Annotated in this window: 24 protein-coding genes and 2 pseudogenes; 16 read left to right on the forward strand and 10 right to left on the reverse strand. The window is 62.5% G+C overall.

The window, feature by feature from the left end:
- Nucleotides 1–28: 28 nt before the first annotated feature.
- A complete protein-coding gene (locus AV059_RS12835; RefSeq protein WP_058994951.1) occupies nucleotides 29–874 on the reverse strand; it encodes a TatD family hydrolase in 846 nt (281 codons plus the stop codon).
- Between the two features lie 51 nt (nucleotides 875–925).
- Nucleotides 926–1,372 (reverse strand): NYN domain-containing protein, encoded by a 447-nt coding sequence (locus AV059_RS12840; RefSeq protein ID WP_058994953.1) that lies wholly within the window; start codon nucleotides 1,370–1,372, stop codon nucleotides 926–928.
- Nucleotides 1,373–1,535: 163 nt separating this feature from the next.
- Here AV059_RS12840 and AV059_RS12845 point away from each other — a divergent pair, with 163 nt between their 5' ends.
- The 6 genes and pseudogenes from AV059_RS12845 to AV059_RS23170 all read left to right on the forward strand — a co-directional run bounded on the left by AV059_RS12845 (nucleotide 1,536) and on the right by AV059_RS23170 (nucleotide 11,864).
- On the forward strand, nucleotides 1,536–3,332 hold the full coding sequence (locus tag AV059_RS12845) for a PAS domain-containing sensor histidine kinase (RefSeq protein ID WP_058994956.1): 1,797 nt from the start codon (nucleotides 1,536–1,538) through the stop codon (nucleotides 3,330–3,332).
- A gap of 144 nt (nucleotides 3,333–3,476) precedes the next feature.
- A complete protein-coding gene (gcvT, locus tag AV059_RS12850; protein ID WP_058994957.1) occupies nucleotides 3,477–4,568 on the forward strand; it encodes a glycine cleavage system aminomethyltransferase GcvT in 1,092 nt (363 codons plus the stop codon).
- On the forward strand, nucleotides 4,565–4,948 hold the full coding sequence (gene gcvH / locus AV059_RS12855; RefSeq protein ID WP_058994959.1) for a glycine cleavage system protein GcvH: 384 nt from the start codon (nucleotides 4,565–4,567) through the stop codon (nucleotides 4,946–4,948). Before gcvT ends, gcvH begins: the two co-directional genes overlap by 4 nt.
- 106 nt (nucleotides 4,949–5,054) lie before the next feature.
- Complete coding sequence (gcvPA, locus tag AV059_RS12860) at nucleotides 5,055–6,398, forward strand: aminomethyl-transferring glycine dehydrogenase subunit GcvPA (protein ID WP_058994961.1); 1,344 nt, start codon at nucleotides 5,055–5,057, stop codon at nucleotides 6,396–6,398.
- A 67-nt stretch (nucleotides 6,399–6,465) separates the two neighbouring features.
- Nucleotides 6,466–7,901: pseudogene (gene gcvPB / locus AV059_RS12865) on the forward strand (aminomethyl-transferring glycine dehydrogenase subunit GcvPB).
- A gap of 76 nt (nucleotides 7,902–7,977) precedes the next feature.
- Nucleotides 7,978–11,864, forward strand: a pseudogene (locus AV059_RS23170) (PAS domain S-box protein).
- Here the strand turns inward: AV059_RS23170 and AV059_RS12875 are convergent.
- The 3 genes from AV059_RS12875 to AV059_RS22425 all read right to left on the reverse strand — a co-directional run bounded on the left by AV059_RS12875 (nucleotide 11,861) and on the right by AV059_RS22425 (nucleotide 12,710).
- On the reverse strand, nucleotides 11,861–12,229 hold the full coding sequence (locus AV059_RS12875) for a response regulator (protein ID WP_058994963.1): 369 nt from the start codon (nucleotides 12,227–12,229) through the stop codon (nucleotides 11,861–11,863). The pseudogene AV059_RS23170 and the gene AV059_RS12875 overlap by 4 nt on opposite strands.
- 38 nt (nucleotides 12,230–12,267) lie before the next feature.
- Nucleotides 12,268–12,471, reverse strand: coding sequence for a hypothetical protein (locus AV059_RS12880; protein ID WP_058994965.1), 204 nt, complete (start codon nucleotides 12,469–12,471; stop codon nucleotides 12,268–12,270).
- A 68-nt stretch (nucleotides 12,472–12,539) separates the two neighbouring features.
- On the reverse strand, nucleotides 12,540–12,710 hold the full coding sequence (locus AV059_RS22425) for a hypothetical protein (protein WP_005538215.1): 171 nt from the start codon (nucleotides 12,708–12,710) through the stop codon (nucleotides 12,540–12,542).
- Between the two features lie 91 nt (nucleotides 12,711–12,801).
- Between AV059_RS22425 and msrA the strand changes: the two genes are divergently transcribed.
- The 5 genes from msrA (at nucleotide 12,802) to AV059_RS12905 (ending at nucleotide 16,455) form a co-directional block, all read left to right on the forward strand.
- The gene (gene msrA, locus AV059_RS12885; protein ID WP_058994966.1) at nucleotides 12,802–13,470 is read left to right on the forward strand and encodes a peptide-methionine (S)-S-oxide reductase MsrA; all 669 of its coding nucleotides are present in this window, start codon (nucleotides 12,802–12,804) and stop codon (nucleotides 13,468–13,470) included.
- A 126-nt stretch (nucleotides 13,471–13,596) separates the two neighbouring features.
- Entirely contained in the window at nucleotides 13,597–14,133 is a 537-nt protein-coding gene (locus AV059_RS12890) for a cob(I)yrinic acid a,c-diamide adenosyltransferase (RefSeq protein WP_005538217.1), read from the forward strand.
- Nucleotides 14,134–14,232: 99 nt separating this feature from the next.
- Nucleotides 14,233–15,207: a phosphomevalonate decarboxylase MvaD gene (gene mvaD / locus AV059_RS12895; RefSeq protein WP_058994968.1), complete on the forward strand. Its 975-nt coding sequence runs from the start codon at nucleotides 14,233–14,235 to the stop codon at nucleotides 15,205–15,207.
- Nucleotides 15,208–15,297: 90 nt separating this feature from the next.
- The gene (locus tag AV059_RS12900) at nucleotides 15,298–15,702 is read left to right on the forward strand and encodes a hypothetical protein (RefSeq protein ID WP_058994970.1); all 405 of its coding nucleotides are present in this window, start codon (nucleotides 15,298–15,300) and stop codon (nucleotides 15,700–15,702) included.
- Nucleotides 15,703–15,819: 117 nt separating this feature from the next.
- Nucleotides 15,820–16,455 (forward strand): IS6 family transposase, encoded by a 636-nt coding sequence (locus tag AV059_RS12905; protein WP_058994972.1) that lies wholly within the window; start codon nucleotides 15,820–15,822, stop codon nucleotides 16,453–16,455.
- 143 nt (nucleotides 16,456–16,598) lie between these two features.
- On the opposite strand, the gene AV059_RS12910 is transcribed toward AV059_RS12905, so the two are convergent.
- Complete coding sequence (locus AV059_RS12910) at nucleotides 16,599–17,309, reverse strand: DNA methyltransferase (protein ID WP_058994974.1); 711 nt, start codon at nucleotides 17,307–17,309, stop codon at nucleotides 16,599–16,601.
- A gap of 171 nt (nucleotides 17,310–17,480) precedes the next feature.
- On the opposite strand from AV059_RS12910, the gene AV059_RS12915 reads away from it, so the two are divergent.
- The gene (locus AV059_RS12915) at nucleotides 17,481–18,623 is read left to right on the forward strand and encodes an NAD(P)/FAD-dependent oxidoreductase (RefSeq protein ID WP_058994976.1); all 1,143 of its coding nucleotides are present in this window, start codon (nucleotides 17,481–17,483) and stop codon (nucleotides 18,621–18,623) included.
- 29 nt (nucleotides 18,624–18,652) lie between these two features.
- On the opposite strand, the gene AV059_RS12920 is transcribed toward AV059_RS12915, so the two are convergent.
- Together AV059_RS12920 and AV059_RS12925 are read right to left on the reverse strand one after the other, a co-directional pair.
- Nucleotides 18,653–19,639: a chemotaxis protein CheW gene (locus AV059_RS12920; RefSeq protein WP_058994978.1), complete on the reverse strand. Its 987-nt coding sequence runs from the start codon at nucleotides 19,637–19,639 to the stop codon at nucleotides 18,653–18,655.
- Nucleotides 19,636–20,541 carry a ParA family protein gene (locus tag AV059_RS12925; protein ID WP_079990768.1) on the reverse strand — a complete coding sequence of 302 codons (906 nt, stop codon included), beginning with the start codon at nucleotides 20,539–20,541 and terminating at the stop codon, nucleotides 19,636–19,638. Before AV059_RS12925 ends, AV059_RS12920 begins: the two co-directional genes overlap by 4 nt.
- Before the next feature lie 170 nt (nucleotides 20,542–20,711).
- Between AV059_RS12925 and AV059_RS12930 the strand changes: the two genes are divergently transcribed.
- Together AV059_RS12930 and AV059_RS12935 are read left to right on the forward strand one after the other, a co-directional pair.
- The gene (locus AV059_RS12930) at nucleotides 20,712–21,197 is read left to right on the forward strand and encodes a FlaD/FlaE family flagellar protein (protein ID WP_058994980.1); all 486 of its coding nucleotides are present in this window, start codon (nucleotides 20,712–20,714) and stop codon (nucleotides 21,195–21,197) included.
- Nucleotides 21,198–21,336: 139 nt separating this feature from the next.
- Entirely contained in the window at nucleotides 21,337–22,431 is a 1,095-nt protein-coding gene (locus tag AV059_RS12935) for a rod shape-determining protein (protein ID WP_058994982.1), read from the forward strand.
- On the opposite strand, the gene AV059_RS12940 is transcribed toward AV059_RS12935, so the two are convergent.
- Nucleotides 22,428–22,613: a hypothetical protein gene (locus tag AV059_RS12940; protein WP_058994984.1), complete on the reverse strand. Its 186-nt coding sequence runs from the start codon at nucleotides 22,611–22,613 to the stop codon at nucleotides 22,428–22,430. The genes AV059_RS12935 and AV059_RS12940 overlap by 4 nt on opposite strands.
- 272 nt (nucleotides 22,614–22,885) lie before the next feature.
- On the opposite strand from AV059_RS12940, the gene AV059_RS22990 reads away from it, so the two are divergent.
- Together AV059_RS22990 and AV059_RS12945 are read left to right on the forward strand one after the other, a co-directional pair.
- The gene (locus AV059_RS22990; protein ID WP_023843340.1) at nucleotides 22,886–23,020 is read left to right on the forward strand and encodes a hypothetical protein; all 135 of its coding nucleotides are present in this window, start codon (nucleotides 22,886–22,888) and stop codon (nucleotides 23,018–23,020) included.
- Between the two features lie 239 nt (nucleotides 23,021–23,259).
- Nucleotides 23,260–25,371 carry a GH32 C-terminal domain-containing protein gene (locus AV059_RS12945; RefSeq protein ID WP_058994986.1) on the forward strand — a complete coding sequence of 704 codons (2,112 nt, stop codon included), beginning with the start codon at nucleotides 23,260–23,262 and terminating at the stop codon, nucleotides 25,369–25,371.
- A 44-nt stretch (nucleotides 25,372–25,415) separates the two neighbouring features.
- On the opposite strand, the gene AV059_RS12950 is transcribed toward AV059_RS12945, so the two are convergent.
- Complete coding sequence (locus AV059_RS12950) at nucleotides 25,416–26,753, reverse strand: glycoside hydrolase family 68 protein (RefSeq protein WP_058994987.1); 1,338 nt, start codon at nucleotides 26,751–26,753, stop codon at nucleotides 25,416–25,418.
- Nucleotides 26,754–26,770 lie beyond the last annotated feature (17 nt).

Below are 26,770 nucleotides of genomic sequence, written 5' to 3' on the forward strand. Positions count from 1 at the left end.
TGTCTCTCGCAGCCGTTTTTGTCACCGCTTACCGCTCCAGCGTCGCTTCCGTGTCGATGCCGTACACCGCCTTCGGTGTCTCGACGTGTGCCGTTCTGACCGCATCTTCGTGCCCGTTTTCAAGGAGCCAGCGGACGCGCCGCGGCACGGTCTTCGGGCCAAGCACCGCGCCGGGGCGGTCCGGGTCGTCGATATAATCGGTCTCCATCAGGAACGGGTCGTCAGTCTCGACCGCGATTTCCAGTTCGTCTTTGTCTGCAAGTACTGATTTGACCGGGCCACGGAGTCGGCCCCCGGAGTAGTGTTTGACGACCTGCGTGCGGTCGAGGCCGCGGTCTTCGGCCCAGCGAGCGACTGCTTCGAAGTCTTCGCCGCCCTCGGTGTGGAGTTGTATCGCACAGCCCACGTCGGCGGCGCGTTCGAACCCGTGGCACATCACTTCGTTCGAGGCCTCCCAGACGGCGTCGTCCACGTCGTAGTGCGGTCGCCCGGACTTTATCGCGAGCGCGTCACTGTTATCGACGTACTCCGCCGCCACGTCAAGGCCGGCCTGCATGATGTCCCGCGCCTCCGGCGGTGTGTAGCCGCCGTCGACTAGCTTCGAAATTAGCGCCGGGTGGACACCGAGGACTGGCCAGGCGCGGCCGTCCAGTACCTCAGTCGCTGCGGTTGCGGCCTCGACGGTCAGGTCGAACGCCTCCCGGAAGATTGCCTCGTCGGTTCCCTTCTCGACGAGATGCCACGACGGCTTGTTGAGCACCAGCAGGTGTGTTCCGCCCTGAGACGCGAACTCCTCGGCTGCCGCGACGTTCCGGCCGTTGACCGGGTCGAGATGGAGGTGGTTGTCCAGTACCGGCGTGTCGTCGATATCCATACGTGCTCAATGGTACTGGCGGAAAAAACAGTTGCCGTCATGGGCTGATCCCTAGAGCGTTACTGCATCTTCAGCCGCGTTGCGTAACGCGTCAGAGCGGCCGTACTCACCCGGTGCGATAGCGACCGTTTTGACCCCTTCCCGGGCGGCCACTTCCAGCGCCGGCTTGAAATCCGTATCTCGCGATGCGACGGCCAGCACGTCTATCTGGCCAGCGACGGCGGCGTCTGTCGCGTCAACAGCGAGTCGGACATCAACGTCACCGCTGGTGGTTCGAACCTCGAACCCGCGAGCCTCGGCGGCCTGAATGAGTCCGGGCGAGGCGTTCTGGTCGACGTAGAGACGAGTGACTGCCAGCGGACCGTACTCAGCCGCAATATCTCGGACCTCGTCTAAATCGACATCGAACTCAGACCTGAGGACGTTTGGGCCATCGACGAACAGTCCGACGCGCTGCTGCGAGTCTTTCTCCTCGAATATCCGACGAAGCAGCTTCATGCGCCCCTTTCCCCGCCCGGGCCGCTTATGCGTGCCGCTTCGGTCCGTAAACCTTTCACCGCTATATAGAATAGCATGGCACAAAACTTAGGATGATACCTCCCACACACTACGGACGCATTTCCATGCGGAGTCGGCCAGCAACAAGCATAGGATTTGATATATGAGCAAAGAATCTCTTCACGATCAAGACGTGCTAAACGGGCTTTGTGAGATAATCTCCGATCCGGCTATCGTCCTAGACGCCAACGGCGTCTTTGTCGACATCATCCACAACGCCCACAACGGGGCATTATTTTTCAAAGACCCGGAAGCACTGCTGGGAACGGACCTCTGGGATATTTTCTCTACAGCACAGGCTGACCAGTTCTACGCGATTATCGAAGAGGTCTTAGAAACAGGTGAACAGCAGCACATCGAGTATCAGCTATCGCTCGATCATGGGGAGCGATACTTCGAGGCTCGTGTCACGCCAGTCGGCGGTGATAGCGCTGGGCGGGTGCTATGGCTGGCGGAAGATATCACGCAACGGAAGCAGCGGCGAGAGAAGCAAGCCCTCATCGAGCGGGTGTTCGAGGTCAGTCCGGTCGGCATCGTCGTCGTAGAGCGGTCCGGCAGGATTTCGCTGGCTAACGACCGCGCCGAGGAGCTACTCGGTCTTGAACGCGATAAAATCACCCAAAGACGATACAACCAGCCGGTGTGGGACATATACTACGAAGACGGGACGCCGGTTCCCGACTCGGAACACCCGGTTACGCGGGTGCTCGAATCGGGTGAGCCGGTGTTTGGGTTCGAGCACTGGATAGAACTCGCTGACGGGAATGAGCGGTGGCTTTCGAGCAATGCCGCACCCATCCTGGGTGATGACGGGACCGTTGAGCGCGTCGTCGTTGGGCTGGACGACGCAACGAGATTGAAACAGCGGGAGGAACAACTGGAGTGGCTCGTCGGGACCGAAACCCTGGCCGACGTTGGTGGGTGGGAACTCGATCTGGAAACGGGTCTGATAGAGGGCACTGCTGGGATGAAGCGCCTCTACGGAATGCCAGAGTACAATCCGACGCTTGAGGAGGCCATCGAGCAGTACCACCCCAACGATAGGGCGGCACTTCGCGATGCTATTGAGACCTGTCGTGAAACCGGCGAACCGATGGAACTAGAGGCACGCCGACAGACCGCTGACGAAACCGAGCGCTGGTTCCGACTCCGGGCTGAAAAAACTGTCCGGGACGGGACACCGAAACTACGAGGCATCGTTCGCGATATCACTCAGGACAAAGAGCGAGAGCAGCGGCTCATGGTCATGAGTCGAATTCTCCGGCACAACATCCGGAACAAGCTGACCGTGATACGCGGTAATTCGAGACTCCTCAAAAAAGAACTCGACTCGTCCGATTTCTCCGTGGACGCTGCCAGCGGACACATCGACAGAATCGAAAACGCCTCGAAAGAACTCGACTCGTTAGCCGAGCGAGCACGGACGTTCGACCGGGTCATCGAACGAGACCTTCGAAGCGGGACAGTCCATCTCCAGCAACTGCTCGGTGATATCCGGGATGCCCTCACAGAGCAATATTCCAGGGCGACCATTGAGGCAGCGCCCACTGATGCGGTGGTGTCGGGTGACAGGATGGCTATCGACCTGATACTGGAGATCCTTGTCGAAAACGCGCTGGAATACAGCGATCTAACCAGCCCGACAGTCAAGCTTACCGCCGAAGAGACGCCGACAGGCCACGTGACAGTCAGGGTCGATACCGATGGGTCCGCTATCCCGGATATGGAACGCGATGTCTTGGCTTCGGAGATTGAGGGACCAGTGGCACACAGCCGTGGGCTCGGATTGTGGGCGGTTACGTGGCTTGTCCGACGCCTCGGCGGGTCCGTGACTATTGACGAGAGTCTTGACGACGGGATGGGAGTCGAACTCGTGTTCCCGCTGGCGCGAAGCGAGTAACGGGCTGACCGCTAATTTTCGGTCCTGCTCTTGCCGTCCATATGCCACAAAAGCCGATTTGATATCGTGGTATATGATTTATCAGCGACCCCACAGGCGGTGAAGGGCCAAACGGTAAGACCACGCGGTACGAGAGGTCCGCGTATGACACTGCGGGCACCACCGCTCTCTGCGGTTCACCAGCGAGCCGACGCGTCGTTCACCGATTTCGGCGGGTGGGAGATGCCGGTCGAGTTCGAGTCGATCCGTACAGAACACGAGGCAGTCCGGAGCGAAGCCGGGAAGTTCGACGTTTCGCACATGGGACAGATAACCGTGGGTGGACCGGACGCGGAAACGCTGACACAGCGGTTGACCACCAACGACGTGACCGTGCTGGACCCGGGCGAGGCCCAGTACGGGGCCATCACAGATGAGGACGGGATTATGCTGGACGACACCGTCGTCTACCGACTGCCGGAAGACGCGGCCGATGAGTTCCTGTTTATCCCGAACGCCGGTCACGACGGGGAGATGACCGAACGGTGGTTCTCTGAGCGAGATGAGCGTGGGCTTGACGCGACGGTGACGAACCGGACAGAAGAGTACGCGATGATCGCTGTCCAAGGGCCAGAGGCCCCGGACCTGCTGGCGGCCGAGACAGATGTCTCGCTCGCTTCCCTGTCTCGGTTTGAGGTGGCTGACGGGGCTGTCGCCGGCGTTGACTCGCTAATCGCTCGGACGGGCTACACGGGTGAACCCGGCTTTGAAATCCTCTGCCCGCCCAACGGTGCCGAGGCGATCTGGAGCGCGCTTGAGTGCCAGCCCTGCGGTCTCGGCGCGCGCGACACGCTCCGCTTGGAAATGGGCTTTCTGCTCTCCGGCCAGGAGTTCCATCCGGTTGACGAACCCAGAACGCCCCACGAGGCCGGCATCGGCTGGACGGTCGCGCTCGATACGGAGTTCGTCGGTCGGGACGCACTGGAGGGCGTCGCCGCGGACGGTCCCGAAGAGAAGCTCATCGGCATCGAACTCGTCGATCGCGGGGTCCCGCGCCACGGGTACGACGTGACAACGCCGGACGGGGAGCCGATAGGCCATATCACCAGCGGAACGATGAGTCCGACACTGGGATCGCCGATTGCCCTCGCCTACGTCCCGGCGGCGTACGCCGAACCGGACAAGTCCGTCCGCGTCGTCGTCCGCGGTGAACCGAAGAAGGCACGTACCAGGAGCACACCATTCCTCGATAGATGAGCTTCGACGTTCCCGACGACCTGCGATATCTGGAGTCACACGAATGGGTACGCGTCGCCGGTGACACTGCTGAGGTCGGCATCACGGCGTTCGCACAGGACGAACTCGGCGATGTGGTGTTCGTCGAACTGCCCGACGAAGGCACGGAGCTGACCGCGGGCGAGGACTTCGGCGTGGTGGAGTCTATCAAGGCTGTGTCCGACGTGTACGCTCCCGTCTCTGGCACCGTCACAGCAGTCAACGACCGGCTCCGCGACGAGCCGGAACTGCTGAACGAAGACCCGTTTGGCGACGGCTGGATGCTCGAGGTTGAGGTCGCCGACGAGAGCGAAACCGACGATCTGCTCTCCCCCGACGCGTACCGCGACCAGATCGAGTAACCCCCGGTGGCCGCGGTCCCTGCGGGGGTGAAAGGAGTAACCTAATGTGGACACGGTCGCTAGCTGTCGATATCATGTCACCCCGGCGCTACTGGGTGTTTCTCAAATGAGTAACAGTAACTCACACGCGACAGGCAGTCCGTACGCACCGCAGACGGCCGCAGAAACCGCGGCGATGCTTGACGCGGTCGGAGCCGACGACCTCGAGTCGCTGTTCGACGTGCCCGAGTCCGTCGCCTTCGACGGCGAGTTCGGTATCGACGCCCGGAGCGAGCGGGCAGCGCGCCGGGAAGTCGCCGGCCTTCTGGGCCGCAACGCCGACCTCACCGAGTTCCTCGGTCGTGGCCACTACGACCATTACGTCCCGAGCGTTGTCGACGACCTCGCAAGCCGGTCGGAGTTCCTGACCTCCTACACGCAGTACCAGCCCGAGGTCGCACAGGGGTTCCTGCAGGCCCTCTTTGAGTTCCAGTCGATGCTGGTGGAGCTCACGGGACTGGGCGTCGCCAACTGCTCGATGTACGACGACGCGACGGCGCTGGGCGAGGCGGCGACACTCTCCCAGCGCGTCCGCTCGGTGTCCGGCGACCGGATTCTAGTTCCCGAACACCTCCGGGAGGGCAAACGCGCCGTGCTGTCGAACTACGCCGACGGACCGGACCTCACGGTCGAATCCTATCCGATGACCGACGGCGTTGCCGACGTGGCGGCGCTGTCCGATCAAATAGGCGACGACACCGCGATGGTGTACGCCGAGTCGCCGACAGTCCGGGGCGTTATCGAAGAACGGCTCGGCGCAATCGGCGACCTTGCCCACGACCACGACGCGCTGTTCTGTCTCGGCTCGGACCCAATTGCGCTGTCCCTGCTGGAGCGCCCGGCCGATGTCGGAGCCGACGTGGTCGTCGGCGACGCCGCGTCGCTTGGGACTGGCACCGCCTACGGCTTCGGACTGGGGATGTTCGTCACCCGCGAGGAGTATCTGCGGCAGGTCCCCGGTCGGCTTGTCGGGGCCAGCGAAGACGCCGCCGACCGTCGCGCGTACACGCTGACACTCCAGACGCGAGAGCAGCACATCCGCAAGGAACGGGCCACTTCGAACATCTGTACGAACCAGGCGTGGGTCGCGCTCCGGACCGCGATGCACGCCGCGTGGCTTGGTCCGGACGGCCTGGTCGATCTTGCTGAGGACTGCGTCACCCGCGCTCGTGACCTGGCCGACCGCCTTGACGATATTGTTGGGGTGACAGCCCCGATTCACGGCCGCCACCACTTCCGTGAGTTCCTCGCACACACGGACCAGCCCGCAAGCGCCATCGTTGCTGACCTCGCAGCCGATGGTTTCGCGGTCCACGCGGTTGACGACCACCTGGTGCAGGTGTGTGTGACCGAGACCACTACTGATGCCACAGACGAGTTCGTGGCGGCGTTCCGGGAGGTGGCGAAATGACACTCGCCTCGCGCTACTCGGCGAAACACCGTGGGACAAAACACGTCCCACGAGCGTCACGCTCGACATGGGGGTGTCTCGCGTGAAATACGACCAAGCCCGCTGGACCGACGACAGCGACGACCGGTATGAGCCGCTGCTCTCCGAAAAAGCGAATAGCACGGTCGACATCGAGGACTCGCCGCTGCCAGATGACCTGACGCGGGACAGCCTCTCACTACCGGACCCGGCCGAGCCCGAACTGGCCCGCCACTACACGCGCCTCTCGCAGATGAACTACGGCGTCGAGAGCGGGCCGTTCCCGCTTGGCTCGTGTACGATGAAGTACAACCCCTCCTTCACCGAGGACGTGGCGGCACGAGCGGATGCCGCAATCCACCCGGACCGGCCCGATTCGACCGTCCAGGGGACGCTGGCGCTGTGTCACCGGCTTCAGGATTATCTGGGCCGCATCGGCGGTATGGACGCCGTAACGCTGCAGCCGCCCGCGGGCGCGGCCGGTGAGTTCACCGGCATCCAGATCGCGAAGGCCTACCACGAACACAACGACGACGAGCGTTCGGAGGTCGTCATCCCGGACTCGGCCCACGGCACGAACTTCGCGACGGCGGCGATGGCCGGCTACGAAGTCGTGGAGCTACCGAGCGGTGACGACGGCCGCGTCGATATCGAGGCACTGGAGGCGGCTGTCGGCGACGACACCGCCGCGCTGATGCTCACGAACCCCAACACGCTGGGGCTGTTCGAGCGCGATATCGAGCACGTCGCCGATATCGTCCACGACGCCGGCGCCTGCTGTACTACGACGGCGCGAACCTCAACGCCTTGCTCGGGCGCGCTCGCCCCGGCGACATGGGCTTCGACGTGATGCACTACAACGTCCACAAGACATTCGCAAACCCTCACGGCGGCGGTGGCCCCGGTGCCGGCCCGGTCGGCGTCCGTGAAGAACTGGCCCAGTTCCTCCCGAACCCACACGTCAGGGAGCGCGGCGGCAACTACGAACACTACGAGCCGGACCACTCCATCGGGAAGGTGCATGGCTTCTATGGCAACTGGCCGGTATTGCTCAAGACCTTTGCGTACATCGCCAGATTGGGCGACGAAGGCCTCCGAGATGCCAGCGCGAAGGCTGTGCTAAACGCGAACTACCTCGCAGAACAGATCGAATACGAGATTCCCTTTGGCCCGTTCCACCACGAGTTCGTCGCCAGTGCGGGCGAGCAGGACGCCGCCGATGCGGCCAAGCGGATGCTCGATTACGGCGTCCATCCGCCGACGACGAAGTGGCCCGAAATCGTCGACGAGGCGCTGATGACCGAGCCCACGGAAGGAGAAACCAAGCGCTCGCTGGACCAGCTCGCGGCCGCATTCAACGCCGTGGCCGGTGATTCCGACGCCGAACTGGCCGACGCGCCGTCACGTCCGGCGGCGAAACGCATCGACCAGACGACTGCGGCCCGGAACCCGCGGCTCTCCTGGCAGGCGCTCGACGACACATAGCCGCTCGTTTCGACATTTGATACTCTCGCCCGAGCGTATATGCCACCCCGTGGTATAGCAGTTACAACAGAACGCTATGTCCGAGATGCCGCATTTGTTGTACGTAGGCCCCGCCGACGAAGACGCGGACACAGCTATATCTGACGCACCGGTCTCAGTCACGGCAGTCGCCACCGTGACGGAGGCGCTATCGGAACTGGCCGAGCACGCCTACGATGCCGTCATCTGTGAGCAACACCTACCGGGAACAGAAACCGGTCTGGAGGTGGTAGCGGCAGTACGTGAGCAGTACGACACGCTCCCAGTCGTTCTCTGTACGGCCGAGCCAGACGGGATGGTCGCCGCCCGCGCGACACGGCTCGATGTAACCGAGTACGTCCCCCGCAGCGACGTGTCGCTGATGGACCGAGTGTCCGACATCGTGACGCAGGGGAGCGAACCGGCGGGCCGCGGCAACGGAAGTAACCAGTGGGCTACTTCCGATGACCGGCCGACGCGGCTTCCGCCGGAACTCGCGGACTCTTTCGACGCTATCGCGGGCAGTATCTCCGACGCCGTCGTCACGATCAACGCCGACAGCGAAGTCGTGTACGCCAACGATGAGGCCGCCGAGCTGACGGGCTATGACCGTGAGGAGCTGGTCGGTGACGATTTCGCGAAAGTGATCCCCGAACACCTACGAAGCTCTCACTTCGAGGGAGTGGACCGCTACCGCCGGACCGGCGACCGGAACGTCGACTGGGACTACCTCGAACTGCCGCTCGTGACCGTTGACGGGAACCAGCTGACCGTCGCGGTGTCGTTCGGTGATTTCGAGCGAAACGGACAGTGGTTCTGTACGGGTGTTCTCAGGGATATCTCCGATCGGAAGGAGCGCGAGCGGGCGCTCGAAGAGACCAACCGGCGGCTCGATCTGGCGCTGGACGGGACAAACACCGGCGTCTATGAGTGGAATCTGGACACCGACGAGATGGTCTGGGACGAGGCGACCGCGGAACTCTTCGGGACGACGCCAGCGGCCTTCGAAGGCACTGCCTCGGCATTTTACGAGTACGTCCATCCCGACGACCGCCAGTCACTCGAAGCGGCGGTCGAGCGGGTGTCGGAGAGCGGCAAACGGGTCGACGCCGAGTTCCGTACCGACGTCGACGGGGAGACGCGGTGGCTCCGGACGCGCGGAGTCATCGAGGAACGCGACGCACAGGCTCCGCGTCTCGTCGCCATCGCCACGGATATCACGGCACGCAAAGAGCGCGAACGGACGCTGCGTGCCAACAACGACTCGCTACAGGAACTGACACAGCTTGCAACCGGGAACGGACTCAGCGAGGCCGAAACCGTCGGTCGGGTCATCGAAATCGGGCTGGACCGACTCGACATGTCGTTTGGCTACCTGAGCCGTATCGAGGACGGAGTCCACGAAATCCAGACGGTCACCGGTAATAGCCCCCTCGAATCCGGGACGCAGACGCCGCTTGAGGATACCTACTGCCAGCGAGTACTCGAATCCGGTGACCTCTATGCGATTGCCGATGCCACCACCGAGGACGAGCACGCGGCGGACGTGTACCAGCAAAGCGGCGTCGCGTGCTACGCCGGTGGCCTCATCACGGTCGACGGTGAACCCTACGGAACGCTCTGTTTCGGGGACGAACAGGCCCGGGTGGAGTCCTTTTCCGAGAGCGAGGAGGCGTTCATGAAACTGCTCGTGGAGTGGGTCAACCACGAACTCGAACGCCGCCACCGTGAGGACGAACTCGAACGGTACGAAAACATCATCGAGGCGGTCGACGACGGCGTGTACGCCCTCGATTCCGAAGGGAACTTCCAGTTCGTCAATCAGGCGATGACCGACCTGACGGGCCACTCTGAGGCTGAGCTGCTGGGCTCGTACACCGGCTTTATCAAGGCCGACGATGTCGTCGAGCGCGCCGAATCCATCGTTCAGGAGATGATATTCGAGGACCGCGACGACGAGGAGACGTTCGAACTGGAGATCCAGCAGGCGTCGGAGGGCTCGTTCCCGGCACAGGATCACATGACGCTGCTGTACGACGACGACGGGCGGTTCGCCGGGACCGCAGGCGTCATCCGGGATATCACGGAGCAGAAACGGCGCGACGAGGCGCTGTCCGGACTGCTGGACACAACCCGGTCGCTCATGCAGGCACAGACGCCCCAGGAGGTCGCCGAAACGGTCATCGAGGCGACCCGGTCGGACCTTGGGTTCGACCACGCGCTCGTGCGGCTGTACGACGAGGAAACGGACACACTCCGACCGGCTGCCGCAAGCGACAACGTCCCGGAACGACCGGTGTACGACGCCGACGGGGGTTCCCCGGCGATGCGTTCCAGCGCGGCGACCCGCTAGTCGTTGACGAGTTCGAGCGGATCGACAACTACGACTCAGACGTTCTGACAGCGGTGATGTACCTCCCGATGGGAGACCACGGAGTCGTGAGCATCGGTGCGCGACAGGGTCACGAGTTCACCGAGTCGGACGTCTCCGTCGGCAAGATTCTCGCGTCCAATGCAGCCGCCGCATTCGACCGTGTCGAGCGTGAACGGAGCCTGCTCCGGTACGAATCAGTGGTCGAGAACGTTCGTGATATGATGTACGTCCTCGACGACGACGGTCGGTTCCAGCTGGTCACCGAACCGCTCGCGGAGTGGCTCGGCTACGAGCGGGCGACGCTTCTGGGCCAGCACCCACGAATTGTCCTCGATCAGGACGCAATCGACGAGTTTGCCTGTCGTATCGACGACCTCTGCCGGGCGGGCGGAACCGGGGCGGTCCAGCTCGAAACGGCGCTTGAAACGGCCAGCGGAGAGACGCGTCCGGCCGAAATAGAGGTCTCGCTGCTTGATGCGGACCAGTTCCGCGGTACCGTCGGCGTCGTCCGGGACCTGACCGAACTCAAGCAGGCACGAGCAGAGCTGGAGGATGAGCGCGACCGGTTCTCGTACCTGTTCAACACACTCCCAGACGCCGTCATCGAAACGGAGACGGTCGCGGACGAGTCGGTCGTCAGGTCGGTCAACCCCGCATTCTCCGACGTGTTCGGGTACGGCGAGGACACGGCCGTCAACAGTCCCCTGTCCGACCTCCTCCGCCCACCGGACACTGCGCACGATGAACTGCCCCGGTTCGACAACGGGCAGGCAAACGGCGACCCCTTCCAGACGGAACTTCGGTTGATGACCGAGACGGGGTTCCGCGACTTCCTCTTCCGGGGCGTGCCGTACAGCCGGGACGGTGACAGCATCCGCGGATTCGGTATCTACACCGACATCACTGAGCAGCGCGAGCGCGAACGCCGGCTGAAACTGCTCAACCGCGTTCTTCGGCACAATCTCCGGAACGACCTGACTGTCGTCCTTGGCATGGCTGACGCGCTGGATGAGCGAATTGACGACGAGGACCAGCGTGCCATTCTCCATCGGCTTCAGCGAAAGGCGGAGGAGATGGCGTCGCTGAGTGAGCGCGCACGCGACATGGAGCGCTCCGTTCGCCGCGACCAGTACGGTACGGACCCGGTCGACGTGCCCGCAACCGTTACCGATACCGTAGCCTCGTATCGCGACGAATACGCCGGTGAAATCAAAACAGATCTCCCGGATGTGTCGGTTACGGCGGGTGATGGGCGATTACATCGAATCCTCGGTGAACTCCTCGAAAACAGCCTCGAACACGCCGGCGACGACCCGTCCATCCACATCGGTGTCCAGACGGGCCCACGAACCGTCTCAATCACTGTCGCCGACGACGGGCCGGGGATTCCACAACACGAACTCGATGTCGTGACCGGCGACGAACCGATTACGCAACTGCGTCATGGGACCGGACTCGGTCTGTGGCTGGTCGTCTGGGTGACCGAAACCTACGGCGGCACAGTTGACTTCGGTAGCAGTCCGGACGGCGGAACAGTCGTCACACTGGAACTGCCTCGGATAGACGCCTAGATGGTGTCGCGAATCCGGTCGGCGAGCACGCTGTACTGCTCCGTGCCCGTTCCTTTCTGGACCACGGCAGTGACGCCGTGTTCTGCGGCAGCGTCTGCGACGTCGTCGTGTTCGCGGGCCGTAAACAGCAGAAACGGGATGTCGACGTCGTTATCTCGGAGCGCGGCACACAGCTCCATCCCGTCAAGCCGGGGCATCTTGTAGTCACTGACGACGGCGTCGAAATCGCCGTTAGTTGCCAGGTCCAGTGCCGCTTCTGGGTCAGCCTCGGTCGTTATCTCGAACTCGTCTTCCTGTCCCAGAAACGTCCCGACGATTTCCAGAACGTCTACGTCCTCGTCTACCAGTAGGACCTCGATACTCATCGGCTCTATATCCGTGGTTCCCCGGTAAAAACTCTCGGTCACCGCATCGCATCCAGATCGACGACGACCTCCTTGTCAACGGTAATCCACGTCGACAGTTTGGCAATGCCGGAGAGCCCGCGCGGCGACACGGTACAGCGATCCGGTTCACCGGTGTACTCAACCACGGTCATCGACAGCTTGTGCGGGGCCTGCGTTCGCTCGGTGGTCGCGTTCCCTGCACCGTGCGGGTCGAGACTCATCGGTAGCAGATATCTCTCTGGGACGGTGTAAAACAGCTGCTAAGAGGTCTCTATACCGCTCCGGAGAGCTATGCCGCCTGGCCGGTGTCGACTTCGCCGTCGATGCGGACGAACCCGTAGTCACACTCCGGGCAGTGCCACTTGATCTTGGTCCCCAGGTGCATCGTCGTGCTTGCGACCTTCCAGAAGTCGCGGTACTCTTCGCATTCAGGACAGTAGTGTTCGAGTTCGAGGCTCATACCGAGTAGTTTCCACAGGGGAACAGTTGAATTTCCCGGTTCCACGCGGGGCGTCGAAGCAGGCAAACCGCTCGAACTCCTGTCTTCCAGTATGACTCAGAGTGCGTACGAGCCGACCCATCCGACCGAGCTGGCCGTCGACGCTGAAGCGCTGCCGCCATCGGCGACCGAGACGGCGACGTTCGGCATGGGCTGTTTCTGGGGCCCGGACGCGCGGTTCGGCGCAATGCCGGGCGTGGTCAGGACGCGGGTGGGCTACGCTGGTGGGGCCGAACCGAACCCCAGCTACTACTCGCTGGGCGACCACACCGAGGTCGTCCAGATTGAGTACGACCCCGACGCGGTGAGCTACAAGGACCTGCTAGACGTGTTCTGGGCAAACCATGCACCGTTCTCCGCGCCCCTGAAGCGCCAGTACCGCGGTGTGGTGCTGGCACACGACGACCAGCAACGCGAGACCGCCCGGCGGACACGAGATGATCTTGAATCCCGGACAGGGAAGACCGTCGAGACAGCCATCGAAACCCTCGACCGGTTCTATCTGGCGGAAGACTACCACCAGAAGTACGAGCTCCGTTCGACACCGGTGATCGCCGACGAACTCGAAGACCGCTACGGCGACGCATTCGTCGATTCGACGGTTGCCGCCCGGCTCAACGGCTTCGTCGCCGGCTACGGCGAGGACGACGAACGCGAGACGCTGTTTGCCGAACTGGATATCTCACCGGCTGCGCTCTCGGAGGTCCGCCGTCGACTCTGAACGCGGTGCCGGCGGTCGACAGCCGCCACGGGGCTCGGTCGCCCGCGCTCGCTCCGGGTTTCAGCCGCCCGCGCTCCCAAAGGATTCGCCCACGGCTATAAGACGCTGGCAATGCCAGATTTATCTATGACAATCTATACCGGTCGCGGTGACCAAGGCCAGACAGACCTCCGGAACATGGAGCGGGTCTCGAAGGATAGCCGCCGTATCGAGGCGTACGGCACCGTCGACGAAGTGAACGCGCTGGTCGGCGTCGTCAGGCCGACCGGTCACGACGACATCGACGAGAAGCTCCGGGTCATCCAGAACCACCTTCACATCGTGCAGGCCGACTTCGCCAATCCCAGCCCAGAGGAGGACGACCCGCGGATACAGGAGTCCCACGTCGAGACGCTCGAAGACCTCATCGACGAGGCCGATTCGGAACTGGACCCACTCGAATCGTTCATCCTTCCGTCCGGGTCCGAACCTGGGGCGAAGCTCCACCACGCCCGTGCGGTCTGTCGGCGCGCCGAGCGCCGCTGTGTCTCCTTCGCCGCCGAGGAGGCCGGTGTCAACGAGACGGCTATCATCTACCTGAACCGGCTCTCGGACGCCCTGTTCACGCTCGCCCGCCTCGTCAACAAGCGCGAGGGCATCCGCGAGGAAAACCCCGATTACTGACGCTTCGGGGCTTTTTTCGGCAGGAGACATCTGAAACTCGACGCCACGCTAGCGGCGGCGGTTCGCAATAGCAAAGTGACCGGCCCGGAAGGGTGAGGTATGAAAGCGACCGCGAAGGCACATCCGATTCAGGGGCTGGTCAAGTACCACGGGATGCGCGACGAGGAACTGCGACTGCCGTACCACGACAGCATCTCCGTCTGTACCGCACCGAGCCACTCGAAGACGACGGCCGCCTTCGACCCGGACCGCGAAGAGGACGTGTACGTCATCGACGGTGAAGAGGTCACCGGCCGCGGGGCCGAGCGTATCGACGCCGTCGTGGACCACGTCCGCGACCTCGCCGGCATCGACCACGGGGTCCGCTTCGAATCGGCGAACAACTTCCCGACGAACATCGGCTTTGGCTCGTCCTCGTCCGGCTTTGCCGCCGCGGCGATGGCCCTCGTCGAGGCGGCCGGTCTCGACATGACGCGACCCGAGATCTCGACGGTCGCACGCCGCGGCTCCTCCTCGGCCGCGCGTGCGGTGACGGGTGCGTTCTCCCACCTCCGGACCGGCATGAACGACAGGGACTGCCGGAGCGAGCGCATCGAGACGGACCTCGAAGACGACCTGCGAATCGTCGCCGGCATGGTCCCATCCTACAAGGAAACCGAGGAGGCACACAAGGAGGCCGCCGAGAGCCACATGTTCGAGTCCCGGATGGCCCACATCCACGGCCAGATCTCGGATATGCGCGACGCGCTGTACGACGGCGATTTCGACGCCGTCTTCGACCTCGCCGAGAAGGACTCCCTGTCGCTGGCCGCCGCGACGATGACCGGGCCGGCCGGCTGGGTGTACTGGCAACCGCGAACCATCGAGATATTCAACGCCATCCGGGAGCTCCGGAACGCCGAGGACGTGCCGGTGTACTTCTCCGTCGACACCGGCGCGAGCGTCTACATCAATACGACCGAGGAGTACGTCGGCCGCGTCGAAGAGACGGTTGCCGACTGCGGCGTCGACACCCGCGTCTGGGATGTCGGTGGCCCCGCACAGATTCTCGACGAGGACAAGGCGCTGTTCTGAACCCACTGTCAAAACGCTCCGGACACATTCGGGCTGTCGCCCCCGCTCCAGGTAGAGGTTATTTTGTACTGTCACAAACAACAGTCAGCTGTGACGCCTGCACATCGGCTCATCGCCTTCCACTTCGCTATCGGGTTCGGCAATCTTCTCTTGGTTCTTGATACAGCAGTGACGCTTGGGACGGCGTCTCCACTGGACTGGGCGGTCATCGCTGTTGCAGGGCTGGCAATTGCGGGATTCGGGTATCTCTCCGAACGCCAGGAATTCCCAGAGTCGGTGTACAGTGCGTGGAATGCGCTGCCACGGAAGGAATTAACACTGTTGACGCTTTTTGCTATTGTCTTGCTGGGAGTTGCAGGGTTGAGTCTGTTGTACGATTCGGGTATTCAGTGGCTCGACGACGTAGTCGTCGGGGCATGCGTCGGTCTCATCGGCTATCGCATCGTGTACGGGCTCGTGTTCCCGGTCCCTGAAGCGGCACTTGGTCGCATATAGGGCCCAGTCACAAACACAGATGGTGTTTCACAGAACCATTCAAACCGGTTTACTGCGGTGCAACTGGTCGTGTTTAGTTAAGCGTGAAAAGTGAGGCGGACAGATTTCTTGGTGCCTATGCCAGAAATCAGCCGCCTCAGCGGACATAGAGACTGGATTGATTTGGATTTTGTGGAGCGTGAGCGGACACCCGAGTCGGCGATGGCGTTGGGTATTCAATCCCACGTTGCGGGACTGTCGTTGTCGAATACCGTCGAATTACTCGATTCGCTGGGTGTCCAACGCAGTCGGAAAGCGATCCACGATTGGGTTCAGAAAGCCGATCTACAGCCCGAATCTGGGAAATCTCCGAATCAGGTTGCGCTCGACGAAACAGTGATTCGCATCAATAATCAGCAATTCTGGCTGTACGCTGCCGCCGATCCGCAGTCGAACGAACTGCTTCACGTCCGGCTGTTTGCGACGACTACGACCACCCTCACGGAAATTTTCCTGCGCGAACTTCGGCAAAAACACGATGTCGAAACTGCCGTTTTTCTTGTTGATGGCGCTCAACACCTCCAAACTGCACTGCAACGAACTGGACTCCGATTTCAGATGTGTCGCCACGGAAATCGGAACGCTGTCGAACGGATTTTTCGAGAACTGAAGCGTCGAACCTCGTCGTTTTCAAACTCCTTCAGTCACGTCGACCCCGAAACCGCCGAAAACTGGTTGCAGAGTTTCGATTGCTGGCATAATGCTACAAACTAAACACTACCGTGCAACTCGGGGTGGAAACTTTGGGGAGGGGATAGCTACAGAAAGTAGTGTAAGATACAGCGGTATATCTAACAGTCTGCCACCCGTGATTTCACGCTTGACAGAGCGAGTTGGGAAACAGAGACAGCGTGGGCCTATCGCGGATTATCGGAGGACTCAGCAGCGTCCCCTTCTTGTTCGAACACGAGGCAATAGCTATGATCGTACCCGTAGCCGTATGTGCCTTCACCGTGGTCGCGTGAGGAGTTGTCGGCCTGCCACGTTACAACAACCTCACCTTCGAACCGGAACCGGTCGGCCATCTCGCTCGCGACATCCCACGCGAGCGTTGTCACCGCTCCTTCGAACTTCATGTTCGAGATGTCGACGAGAACGTGGCCGCCCTTTTTCAGCAGACCGTCGACGTGGTCGAACACGCACCTAAGGTCTGCAAGATACCGCTCGTAGTCCCGACCCGTCTCGGTATAGTTCGTCAACGGGTCTGCATCCATCTCCTTGACCATGTACGGTGGCGAGGTGAAACAGCAGTCGACGGGCGGCACGTCGTCATAGCTCGTGGCGTCCAGCGCGTCGCCGTGGATGACCCGCTCGTGATGGTCGACTTGCTCACGAGCGAACGACGCGACCTCGGCGTCGTACTCGATGCCGTATGCCTCCCGTCCCATACGTTCTGCGACCCGAAGGGTCGTCCCGAATCCGGCGAACGGGTCGAGGACAGTGTCGCCAGCGTCGGTGTACTCTGACAGAAAGTGCTCGACATAGGCGGCGGGCGTACGTGGGTCGCCGTCGAACCTGTCAGGGAGGTCAAATTCGTACTCGTGGAGGAGGTGGAGGAACGTCTGCATGGAGAGAGCGAGAGCGGGCGAAATTAAAAAGCCGGTCTTTGAACGCTCAAGGCACTTGCGCCCTGTATCTTGTACGCGAGTCTTGACAAGACTCGGATAGACGGAGCTTGTGGTAGTTTCTATGACGGGTCACACAGAGTTAATCCGGCCTCGCACCAAGAGTCAGTTACAATGCGCGTCGCCGTCCTCGGAGCCGGATATGCCGGACTCACGCTCGCCAGGAAACTCGAACAGACCCTCCCCGACAGCGTCTCGCTGGTCGTCGTCGACGAACAGACAGAACACCTCGTCCAGCACGAACTCCACCGGGTCGTCCGGCGACCGTCGCTGGCCGAGGAAATTACCGTCGACCTCGATGACGTCCTCGACTGTGAAATTCGACAGGCGACGGTCACCGATGTCGACCCGGATGCCGGCGTGGCGACGCTTGACGGGTCGGAGACGCTGTCCTACGACGTGGGTGCGGTGTGTCTCGGCGCGCAGACGGCGTTCTACGACCTCCCGGGCGTACGCGAGCATGCGACGCCACTGAAGCGCCTCGACGACGCCCGCGAGATCCGCGAGCGCTTTCTCGAACTCAGTGACGGCGACCGTGTGGTTGTCGGCGGCGCTGGCCTGTCCGGTGTGCAGGTGGCCGGCGAACTGGCCGAGATGCGCGAGGACAGCGATATAGAGGTCCTCCTGCTCGAACAGGAAGACGCCGTCGCGCCGGCATTCCCGGCGTCGTTCCAGTCGGCCGTCCACGACGCGCTGGTCGACGCCGGCGTGACAGTCAGGACCGGAACCGGGGTGGCCGAGGCCGATGCCGACGCCATTACGCTCGAGGACGGCTCGGACCTGGCGATGGACCAGTTCGTCTGGACCGGCGGTATCGAGGGGTCGACGGCGCTCGACGCCGACCGACCCGTCGTCCGGGCGGACCTCCGACTCGGCGAGTCGACGTTCGCCGTCGGCGACGCCGCTCGGGTCGTCGACAGCGACGGCGAGGCTGTGCCGGCGAGCGCAGCGGCGGCCATCCGCGAGGCCCGCGTGGCCGCGGACAACATTGGGACACTCGTCGACCGGACACAGGGTAGCTCCGGCGAGTTCCAGCCCCGACTCACCCAGTATCAGTTCAACGTGCCAGGCTGGCTCGTCTCGGTCGGCGACGACGCCGTGGCGAAGGTCGGCCCCTCTATCCTCACCGGGGCGGCCGCGCTGGCGCTCAAGACGACTGTCGGCGCAGGCTATCTGGGAACGGTAGGTGCCGTCCAGAACGCGGTCGATCTCGTCGGCGAGGAACTGGACCTCCACGACGAGGGAGAAAACGAGTAGAAATACTGCGACAACTGTAGACCGGCGCGTCAGTCTTCGCCGTCCGCGGTTGCGTTCCCGAGCACGTCATCGGGTTCGATCCAGATGACGAACTCGTCTTCGCCGTCGCGGTCAACGACACCGTTGATGTAATCGCCGTCGACTGGGGCGGTGTTCACTTCGGATTCAGCGACAGGCACGACCTGCCGGACCTCGTCGACGATCCAGCCCATCGCGCCCTGTTCCTCGAACACACCTGCATCAAAGACGACGATGAGGTTCTCCGACCCGTCGCTGTCGATATCCATCATCTCCTTGGGATTGAGGATCGTCGTAATCTGCCCCCGGAGGTCAACGACGCCCTCGACGTAGTCATCGGTGTTGGGAACGCGGGTGACCGACTCGCGTTTGACAATCTCCTCAACGTAGTCGATGTCGAGACAGTAGTACTCGTCACCGAGCGCGAATTCGAGTACCCGGACCAGTTCTTCTGTCTGGGTCGCGTCGTCGTCGATAGCCGCGGCGCGAGCGCCACCTTCGGTCGTGGCGGTGTTGTCCGACGCCATCGCCTCCTCAATGAGTTCCTGGTCCGGCAACTCGACGCCGGTCGGCCCCTGCATCGGGCTGGCCGACGCCGACAGGTCCTCCGTCGGCTGGTCGGCAACACCGGCGTCGACGTTCTCAGGGGTCATCTGTGCTGAGGCCTCTGCCGCCCGCTGTGCGGCAGCAATCGCGTCGGTGTCGCTCTGGTCAGTGGCTGTGCCGCTGGAGTCGGTGGCGCTGCCGGTGTCATTGTCGGCCTGTCCATCGGCTGCAGACGCTTCGTCAGGCGCGTCATCGCTGGCGGCGGTCGCCGGTTCCGTGTCGGCGGCCTCGCCTGCCGTCTCCTCGGTTTCGCCCTCGTCGTCGGGCTGTTCGCCGGACCCATCCACGGAGGCTTCGTCCGTCTCCGCGGTGTCGTCGGTAGTTTCTGCCTTGTTCCCCTCGCGCATCTGTCGGATGCGCTCCGCCCTGTCCATGCGTTCGTCGTCACTCATGCTGGTACCTCTGTGTCGGTAAAGCCGAACTGCTCGTCGAGTTCTGCGGCGATGTCCTCGAAGACAGCCGCCATGTCACACGATTCCTCGGTCGCGAAGATAGACTGGCCAGCGCTGAACGCGCGCTGCAGCGCTACCCGTTTGCGGACCTCCCAGACGGGGCTGTCCGGGAACGCCATGTTAAACCATTCGAGCATCGTCTCGTCTTCGGATGTCGTTTCGACCCGGTTGGCGACGACGCCGAGCGTGTTGATCGACGCGTCGGTCTGGCGCTCCATCGCGGCCATCTGGTCCATCAGCAGTTCGATGGCTCGCTCGGAGGTGGCCTCAGTCAGTGCGGGAATGAGGACGTTCTGTGCGGCGTACATGCCGGTGTCGGTCAGCTTCCCGTAGAACGGCGGGCAGTCGATGATAACGTAGTCGTAGTCGGCGTCGAGCGTCGACAGCGCCCGGTCGAGCGTGTCGAGCGCGTGTGACCCTGTGACCATCTCCGGCGTGATGTTGATAGCGAACGAAGCCAGCGCGGCCTGGTCGATATCCCCGCCCTGGGTGTTGACCCGGGCGATGAGGTCGGCGATGGTCAGTTCGTGTTCGGCCTGGAGCATATCGATGCTGGAGGGGATCACGTCCATCTCCTCGCCCTCGCAGATAAGATCGCCCAGCGCCGATGGGTCGCCGGTCAGTGCGTCGAACAGCGTCGGCGGGTCGGCGTCGTACGCCTCGACGAGGCCGACGCCTTCCGTGGCGTTGCCCTGCGGGTCGAGGTCGATAAAGAGGACGTCCCGGCCGCGGTCGTTCAGTGCACCGGCTACGTTGATAGCAACTGTCGTCTTTCCGGTCCCGCCTTTCGCGTTGGTCACACAGAAGCGGGCTGGACCGGTTTCTGATTGCCGGTTCATCATCCAAGTATCCACAGGTCGACTCCGAGCCACTATAAAAATGTGGTCCCGATTATCAACGTCGCAACTGGGGGACGGAACGCGGACGAGACGGAAACGCCCGCGAGCGTGTGCATGACGGCCGTCTGACGGTGTGCAAGATTTATGATTGTGTAGATTGAAGGGTCAGTATCATGACCATCAACCCGCGCGATTACGACCTCGACGAGTTACGGAAGATGGCTCGTCAGCGGGGCAACGGGATGGGCGACGAGGACGTCCCGGACCCAACGGACCTTGACATGGGGCTTGACGACGCCGATGAAGAGGTGCTTGCGGGGAGTTCGTTCCGCTCCGGGCTGTACCGTGAACTGCTGCCGTTCCTCGGTGGTGACGCCCACGAGAAGCCCTATCTCGAAGCACTGCCCGAGACCTACGCTGCGGAGTTCGTGGTCTTCGAGTGGCTTGAGTTCCTGCTGATGCACTCCGGGTATAAGGGGGCTGACGAAGCGCTCGATTACTATCGGTCGATCGACTGGATAACAGAGGACGTGCAGGACGACCTCTCGGATTATCTGCTTGGTATCGACGAGTCCGCGACCAACGACGACAACGAACTGAGCGTCGACGACCATATGCTAAGTCTCGTCTACGTTGCGAAGCTCACTGCGATGACATAAGGTTCGTTTTCAGCACCAATTCTTTCCTTTGAATCCCTGCTATTGAGGGGAATTCAGTATCAGCTCTCCGAGGGACAGCTATCAGTCCTGAATACTAGGGAGAGGATATATATCGGGCGGTCGACAAGGACGACCGTATATGAGTGACGAGGATGCGGACGACGACACCGGGTCCGAATCGGACGCCGGTGTGTCGTCGGACGGCGCTGCCGCTGTTCCGGTCGGGGTCAAGCTCGGGAGCACCCGGACCGTCATTGCCCTGCCGGGCGAACACGGCACGGAGAACCGGATCATCAAGACACTGACGTGCATGGCGACGTACGAGGACGCCCTGACCGGCGAAGAGAAGATCCTCTACGGCGAAGAAGCGGCCCGCGAGTATCCGGACCGCGTTGAGTACATGCTTCGGTCGGGGCTCCCCGAAGACGCCGACCGGGCCGAGATGACCAAGACGTTCTTCGAGGCTATTATCGACGAACATGACATCCCGGAACACAGCGGCGTCGTGTACGCCATCCCGACCATTGACAATCCGACCGGGCTGGAGAACCTCCAGAACGTCATCGAGAACTCCTCTATCGGGCTAGACCTCGTCGAGAGCTATCCGGAGTCGCTGTGTGGCTCCATCCCGGCATTTGGTGACGACCTCGAAGCCATCGACGAGATCTTCGTCGCTGTCAACATGGGGTCGACGAACCTCGAAGCCTCCGCGTACCGCCGCGGCGAGCAGCTCTCCCCCTTCACGACGGGCGCGGTGACCGGGAACGAAGTCGACCGGATGATCGCCAACTACGTCGAGGAAGAAACGCAAGGCCGTGTCAACATCGACAATCAGACTGCCCGTGAATACAAAGAAGAGCACGCCGACTTCGTCGATTTCGAGCCGTTCACGGACATTATCCAGCAGCCCGGCGGTGGCTCACACGAATTCACCATCGAGCGCTCTGTGATGGACGCAGTCAACGAGTACCTCGATGACGCCGTCGACGAACTGGCGAACACCTTCCTGCCGGAACTGGCCAACGACTACATGAAAGTGTACCAGCTAGCACTGGACCGGCCGATCGCCATCACCGGTGGTATGGCCTGCATCCCCGGCATCGTTGACGAGTTCGAAGAACGACTCAGTGCGGAGCTGAACCGCGACATCGAAGTCATCGCCGCCGACGAACCGGACGTCGCGCCGACCATCGGCGCACAGCGGATCGCGGCCCGTCTCGTCGAGACCAACTAGGGATTCCGCCAGCAGTCCAGCCACTGTTCGATTCTGGGCTCGGACTGTGTCGTTTTGCGGACGTGATCGGTCGAAAGCAGTTCGAACACCTCGGTATCGATTCCGAGGAGGATCGCGTCGGTTGAGCGTTCATCACCCTGTCGGTCCTGGGACGAACCCCTACCGAGACGGGTACGTGGCATATGCCCGGCTACGGAGGCCTGATACCTAAAGCCAAGTCAGACAGCCGTCTGCCGGCTGACGGACGCGTAACGGGCTCTACGACTGTGTCTTTCCCCATCCCTGTTCTCGCTAGCCCCTGCGGAGAACCGCCTACCTTTGTTATTAATTGTGATTGTTTACCATCCCTCATGTGACGTACTGCCACTAAGCGGATGTTACAGCCTGTCTCCTGCCCAAGCCGACTATGGTCAGGAGAAAATTTATATCCTTCAGTAGAATATATACAATTATAATGGATTGCACCAACTGTGGCACACGGATGTCATACAACGATCAGACGACAAAACTCACCGAGTTCGTCTGTCCCAGTTGTCACGAAACCGTCATCGACTGGAAGGCTGAGGCCCGCAACGCCCGAGTTCACTGACAGGTCCCGCCCGCTTTTTCACCGAGACTCCACCTTTCAGCCACCGCTGTGCCTATTGACCCCTTTTCGGAACTGTTCCCGACTTCGACAGCGACCTGTGCTGACACTCCTGTGTAGGCCGGTGATGGGCCGTCGAACGCTTTGCTGCCCATATCAACGACGGTGCCCACAAGAGTGTGCATATTCGATCAGAAACGATTGCCGAATGTTTTTATATTTCAGGAGGGGATAACGGGGCAATGGCAAATTCGCTACGCATCGGCTGTCTCTACGCCGGTGCCTGCACCGACGAGCAGGCAGCGGCCTACGACTGGTGTCAGGAGACAGTCGACGATGCCGAGCGATGCGCACTCTCATCTGTCGACCCGTCCGAGTACGATGTGCTCTGGTGGCATCGGGACGAACTGTTCGACGAGCGAGCGCTGGCCGACGCGCCGGCCCTGGCCGCATACGTCCGTGACGGCGGGACCCTCCTGCTGACGCTGAGCGCGCTCTCGGCTGTCGAACCGCTCGGGTTTGAGGAGGTCGCGCCAGACGCCACCGGTTGGGAAGAGGTCCCGGAGCCGACCGGCCACCTCTGGCAGACCCTGTACGACGACCACCCTATTCACGCAGACTACGACACCCTTCGCGTTCACACCCGCGGTGCCGGTGTCACGATTCCCTACGCGAGATACGAGTCAATCGCGCCCCAGTCAGGGGACGTGCTCGCGAGTACAATCCGAGGCGACACTGACGTAGTCAAACAGATGACGATACTCTCCTGGGAGCCTGGCAACGGGCAGGTACTGGGCATCGGGTCGTCCGTTGCGTTCGCCCAGCCGACCCACGACGTGTGTCGGGGCAACCGCGAGACGCTCATCGAGAACGCGCTGGCGTTCCTGGCGTCGGACAAACGGCACCCGCTGACCGGCCGCCCGAAGGATGTCGACACGTTCGGGCGGTTACGCGAGCGGCTCGACGACGACCCGAGTCGTCCGTCCTATCACGTGACGCCGCCGGCGAACTGGCTCAACGACCCGAACGGGCTCATCCACTGGAACGGCCGCTATCACCTGTTCTACCAGTACAACCCCGCCGGACCGTTTCACAACACGATCCACTGGGGCCACGCTGTCAGCGACGACCTTGTCCACTGGGAGGACCGCCCGGTCGCGCTCACACCCTCGCCCAACGGCCCGGACCGGGACGGCTGCTGGTCCGGCTGTGCGGTCGACAACGCTGGCGTCCCGACCGTGCTGTACACGGGTGGTCGCGACAAGCGCCAGCTCCCCTGTATCGCCACCGCCACAGATGACGACCTTACGGCCTGGGACAAGGACCCGGATAACCCCATTATCGAGGAGTTGCCGTCCGAGCCGGAAGTGCTCCGCACCGAGGACTGGGAAGGAGAGTTCCGGGACCACTGCGTCTGGCGCGAGAACGACACTTGGTACCAGCTCATCGGAGCCGGAATCGAGGGCGGCGGCGGGGCGGCGCTACTGTACGAGTCAGCCGACCTCCGGAACTGGGAGTACCAGGGCCCGATACTCGCTGGCGACCGCGACACCGCTGGAACCGTCTGGGAGTGCCCGGAACTGCTTGATTTCGGCGACAGACAGCTTCTCCACATCTCGAACTACGAAGACGTGGTGTACTTCCTCGGGACGTACGAAGACGGCGAGTTCGACGCCGACCGCCGCGACAAGCTCGACCACGGCGACTTCTACGCCCCACAGTCGATGTGGACCGACGACGGCCGCATCCTGACCTGGGGGTGGCTCCCTGAGGCCCGCGACGTGAGCGGGCAGTGGGATGCCGGCTGGTCCGGTGCGATGTCGCTGCCCCGGGAGCTGTCGCTGGCCGACGACGGTGGCCTGTGCCAGCGGCCGGCCCCCGAACTCACAGAGCTACGTGGCGAAAACACCAGTCACGACGTGGTGCGCCTTGATGCGGGCGATACCGAGCAGTTGCCGGTCGAGAGCCGGTCGTTCGAACTCCGCGCAACCGTCCGGCTGGAGGACGCTGAAGCCGTCGAACTGTCCGTCCTCGAATCGCCGGACGGCGAGGAACGGACACCGATTCGGTACTCCTACGAGAGCGAAATCGCCGTCGACCGGTCGGCCTCGAGCACCGACCCGCAGGCGACCGGCGACACCCAAACGATGCGGGTCCGACCGTACGACGCACCACTGTCGCTGCGTGTCTTCGTCGATGGGAGTGTCGTCGAGGTGTTCGCCAACGAACGGCACTGCCTGACCAGCCGCGTGTATCCGACCCGCGAGGACGCCACCGGCATCTCGCTGTCGGCCGACGGCGGGCGCGCCACTATCGCGTCGCTGGACGTCTGGGAACTGGACTCGGTCTGGTAGACCGCCCCGGTTGAATTCCTGCCAAAAGACCGCTTTGGGACGCCTTATTTCCGCTCAGCCTTGGTTCGCGCGCCGTAGCCACCGGCACTGGTATCGTTGCGTTTCCCGCGCCGAATCAGCTCTCGGTCCGTCAGTGGGAGCGTCTCGCCCGCCAGTGGGATGTGCCAGTGCCCAAGCGACCCGATAATGTGTGTCCGGCTCCCCTCCACCTCAAGCCGGAGCGTCGGGCCGAGTGAGCCGCCAAACCGGCGCATCTGCTCGGACTCGGACAGATGGGCGATTTCGTCCAGCGTCTCGCCGTCGAAGTCGTAGTAGTTGAAGAAGCTCTGGACTAGCACCTCGTCGCCATGAGGGAAGGCCATCCACGAGTAGGACTGGAACGGTGCGTTCTCGGGGTTCGTCGCGACGAGGCCCGATTCGTTTAGCGGGACGTAGTCACCGCGGAGACTCTCTGCGACGAAGCCATACAGCGCGTCGAAGCCGTCCAAGCCCGGTGCGAACGTATGGAGGTGGCTGGAAATAAAGAGGTAGTACAGGCCGTCCCGATACACGATGTGCGGCCGTTCGAGTTCCTGATTGACGCCCACAGCGTCCAGCAGTGGGTCTTCGAGCTCCCACGACAGCGGGTCGCCCGTCGGTGAGCGAGCGATGCCCACGCTCCCGTTGAACTCCTGCAATGCGTCGTCGCCATCACAGACATCGCTGCCCTCCGGTACTGGCGTGTTCGCCTCGAACAGGAGCCACGCTTCGCCCGTCTCGGGGTCCTCGAAGAACCACGGGTCGCGGAAGGTGTATATCATCCTGCGAGACTGGTCTTCGCGCTCGTAGCGGTCGCCGTCGGGCTGGAGCAGTTCGTGGTGGGTCCACGGACCCAAGAGCTCGAACCCGTCGGCTGTGTCGATGCGACCGCCGCCCGCGCCAACGATGCGCTGTGTGTAGGTCAGGGCTTCGGCCCCCTCCTCGCCGGCCGCAGTGTAGAACAGATAGACGCTGCCGTCGTCGTCGTACAGCGCAGACCCGGCCCACTGGCGCTGGCCCAGCGGGTCCTCGAACACCGGGCCGGCGTTGTGCCAGTTGCGACCGTCGTCGGAGTAGAAACAGCGGATGGTCGCCACGTCGTGGCGCTTGCCGGGCAGCAGGTCCGACGGAGCCGTCAGCGAGAAACAGACCCGGTAACCGTCGACTGTCGCCAGCGTGCCGTCGCGGTTCCGGAGGTACCACGTATCCCAGATGTGGACCTCGGGAATCTGTTCGGTTTCGGGCGGATAAACGATGGGAGCGACGGTGTCGTCGGTCCGCTCGATCCGACTCGCCTGCTCGCGTGTCCACCCGGCGCGTCCCTTCGTTCCGGAACGACCCTCGCCGAGCGCCTCGTCTGTCATACCTCACGTTGGACCGA

It is taken from the genome of Haloarcula sp. CBA1127 (assembly GCF_001485575.1).
Taxonomy (GTDB): Archaea; Halobacteriota; Halobacteria; order Halobacteriales; family Haloarculaceae; genus Haloarcula.

Excerpts from the sequence above, each read along its gene's own strand:
- AV059_RS12875 (WP_058994963.1), bottom strand. The coding sequence starts at position 12,229 with ATGAGTATCGAGGTCCTACTGGTAGACGAGGACGTAGACGTTCTGGAA.
- AV059_RS22990 (WP_023843340.1), top strand. The coding sequence starts at position 22,886 with ATGGATTGCACCAACTGTGGCACACGGATGTCATACAACGATCAGACG.
- AV059_RS12890 (WP_005538217.1), top strand. The coding sequence starts at position 13,597 with ATGACAATCTATACCGGTCGCGGTGACCAAGGCCAGACAGACCTCCGG.
- AV059_RS12925 (WP_079990768.1), bottom strand. The coding sequence starts at position 20,541 with ATGATGAACCGGCAATCAGAAACCGGTCCAGCCCGCTTCTGTGTGACC.
- AV059_RS12840 (WP_058994953.1), bottom strand. The coding sequence starts at position 1,372 with ATGAAGCTGCTTCGTCGGATATTCGAGGAGAAAGACTCGCAGCAGCGC.
- AV059_RS12880 (WP_058994965.1), bottom strand. The coding sequence starts at position 12,471 with ATGAGTCTCGACCCGCACGGTGCAGGGAACGCGACCACCGAGCGAACG.
- AV059_RS12945 (WP_058994986.1), top strand. The coding sequence starts at position 23,260 with ATGGCAAATTCGCTACGCATCGGCTGTCTCTACGCCGGTGCCTGCACC.
- msrA (WP_058994966.1), top strand. The coding sequence starts at position 12,802 with ATGACTCAGAGTGCGTACGAGCCGACCCATCCGACCGAGCTGGCCGTC.
- AV059_RS22425 (WP_005538215.1), bottom strand. The coding sequence starts at position 12,710 with ATGAGCCTCGAACTCGAACACTACTGTCCTGAATGCGAAGAGTACCGC.
- AV059_RS12845 (WP_058994956.1), top strand. The coding sequence starts at position 1,536 with ATGAGCAAAGAATCTCTTCACGATCAAGACGTGCTAAACGGGCTTTGT.
- AV059_RS12835 (WP_058994951.1), bottom strand. The coding sequence starts at position 874 with ATGGATATCGACGACACGCCGGTACTGGACAACCACCTCCATCTCGAC.
- AV059_RS12905 (WP_058994972.1), top strand. The coding sequence starts at position 15,820 with ATGCCAGAAATCAGCCGCCTCAGCGGACATAGAGACTGGATTGATTTG.
- AV059_RS12920 (WP_058994978.1), bottom strand. The coding sequence starts at position 19,639 with ATGAGTGACGACGAACGCATGGACAGGGCGGAGCGCATCCGACAGATG.
- AV059_RS12915 (WP_058994976.1), top strand. The coding sequence starts at position 17,481 with ATGCGCGTCGCCGTCCTCGGAGCCGGATATGCCGGACTCACGCTCGCC.
- AV059_RS12940 (WP_058994984.1), bottom strand. The coding sequence starts at position 22,613 with ATGCCACGTACCCGTCTCGGTAGGGGTTCGTCCCAGGACCGACAGGGT.
- gcvPA (WP_058994961.1), top strand. The coding sequence starts at position 5,055 with ATGAGTAACAGTAACTCACACGCGACAGGCAGTCCGTACGCACCGCAG.
- mvaD (WP_058994968.1), top strand. The coding sequence starts at position 14,233 with ATGAAAGCGACCGCGAAGGCACATCCGATTCAGGGGCTGGTCAAGTAC.
- gcvH (WP_058994959.1), top strand. The coding sequence starts at position 4,565 with ATGAGCTTCGACGTTCCCGACGACCTGCGATATCTGGAGTCACACGAA.
- AV059_RS12930 (WP_058994980.1), top strand. The coding sequence starts at position 20,712 with ATGACCATCAACCCGCGCGATTACGACCTCGACGAGTTACGGAAGATG.
- gcvT (WP_058994957.1), top strand. The coding sequence starts at position 3,477 with ATGACACTGCGGGCACCACCGCTCTCTGCGGTTCACCAGCGAGCCGAC.
- AV059_RS12950 (WP_058994987.1), bottom strand. The coding sequence starts at position 26,753 with ATGACAGACGAGGCGCTCGGCGAGGGTCGTTCCGGAACGAAGGGACGC.
- AV059_RS12910 (WP_058994974.1), bottom strand. The coding sequence starts at position 17,309 with ATGCAGACGTTCCTCCACCTCCTCCACGAGTACGAATTTGACCTCCCT.
- AV059_RS12935 (WP_058994982.1), top strand. The coding sequence starts at position 21,337 with ATGAGTGACGAGGATGCGGACGACGACACCGGGTCCGAATCGGACGCC.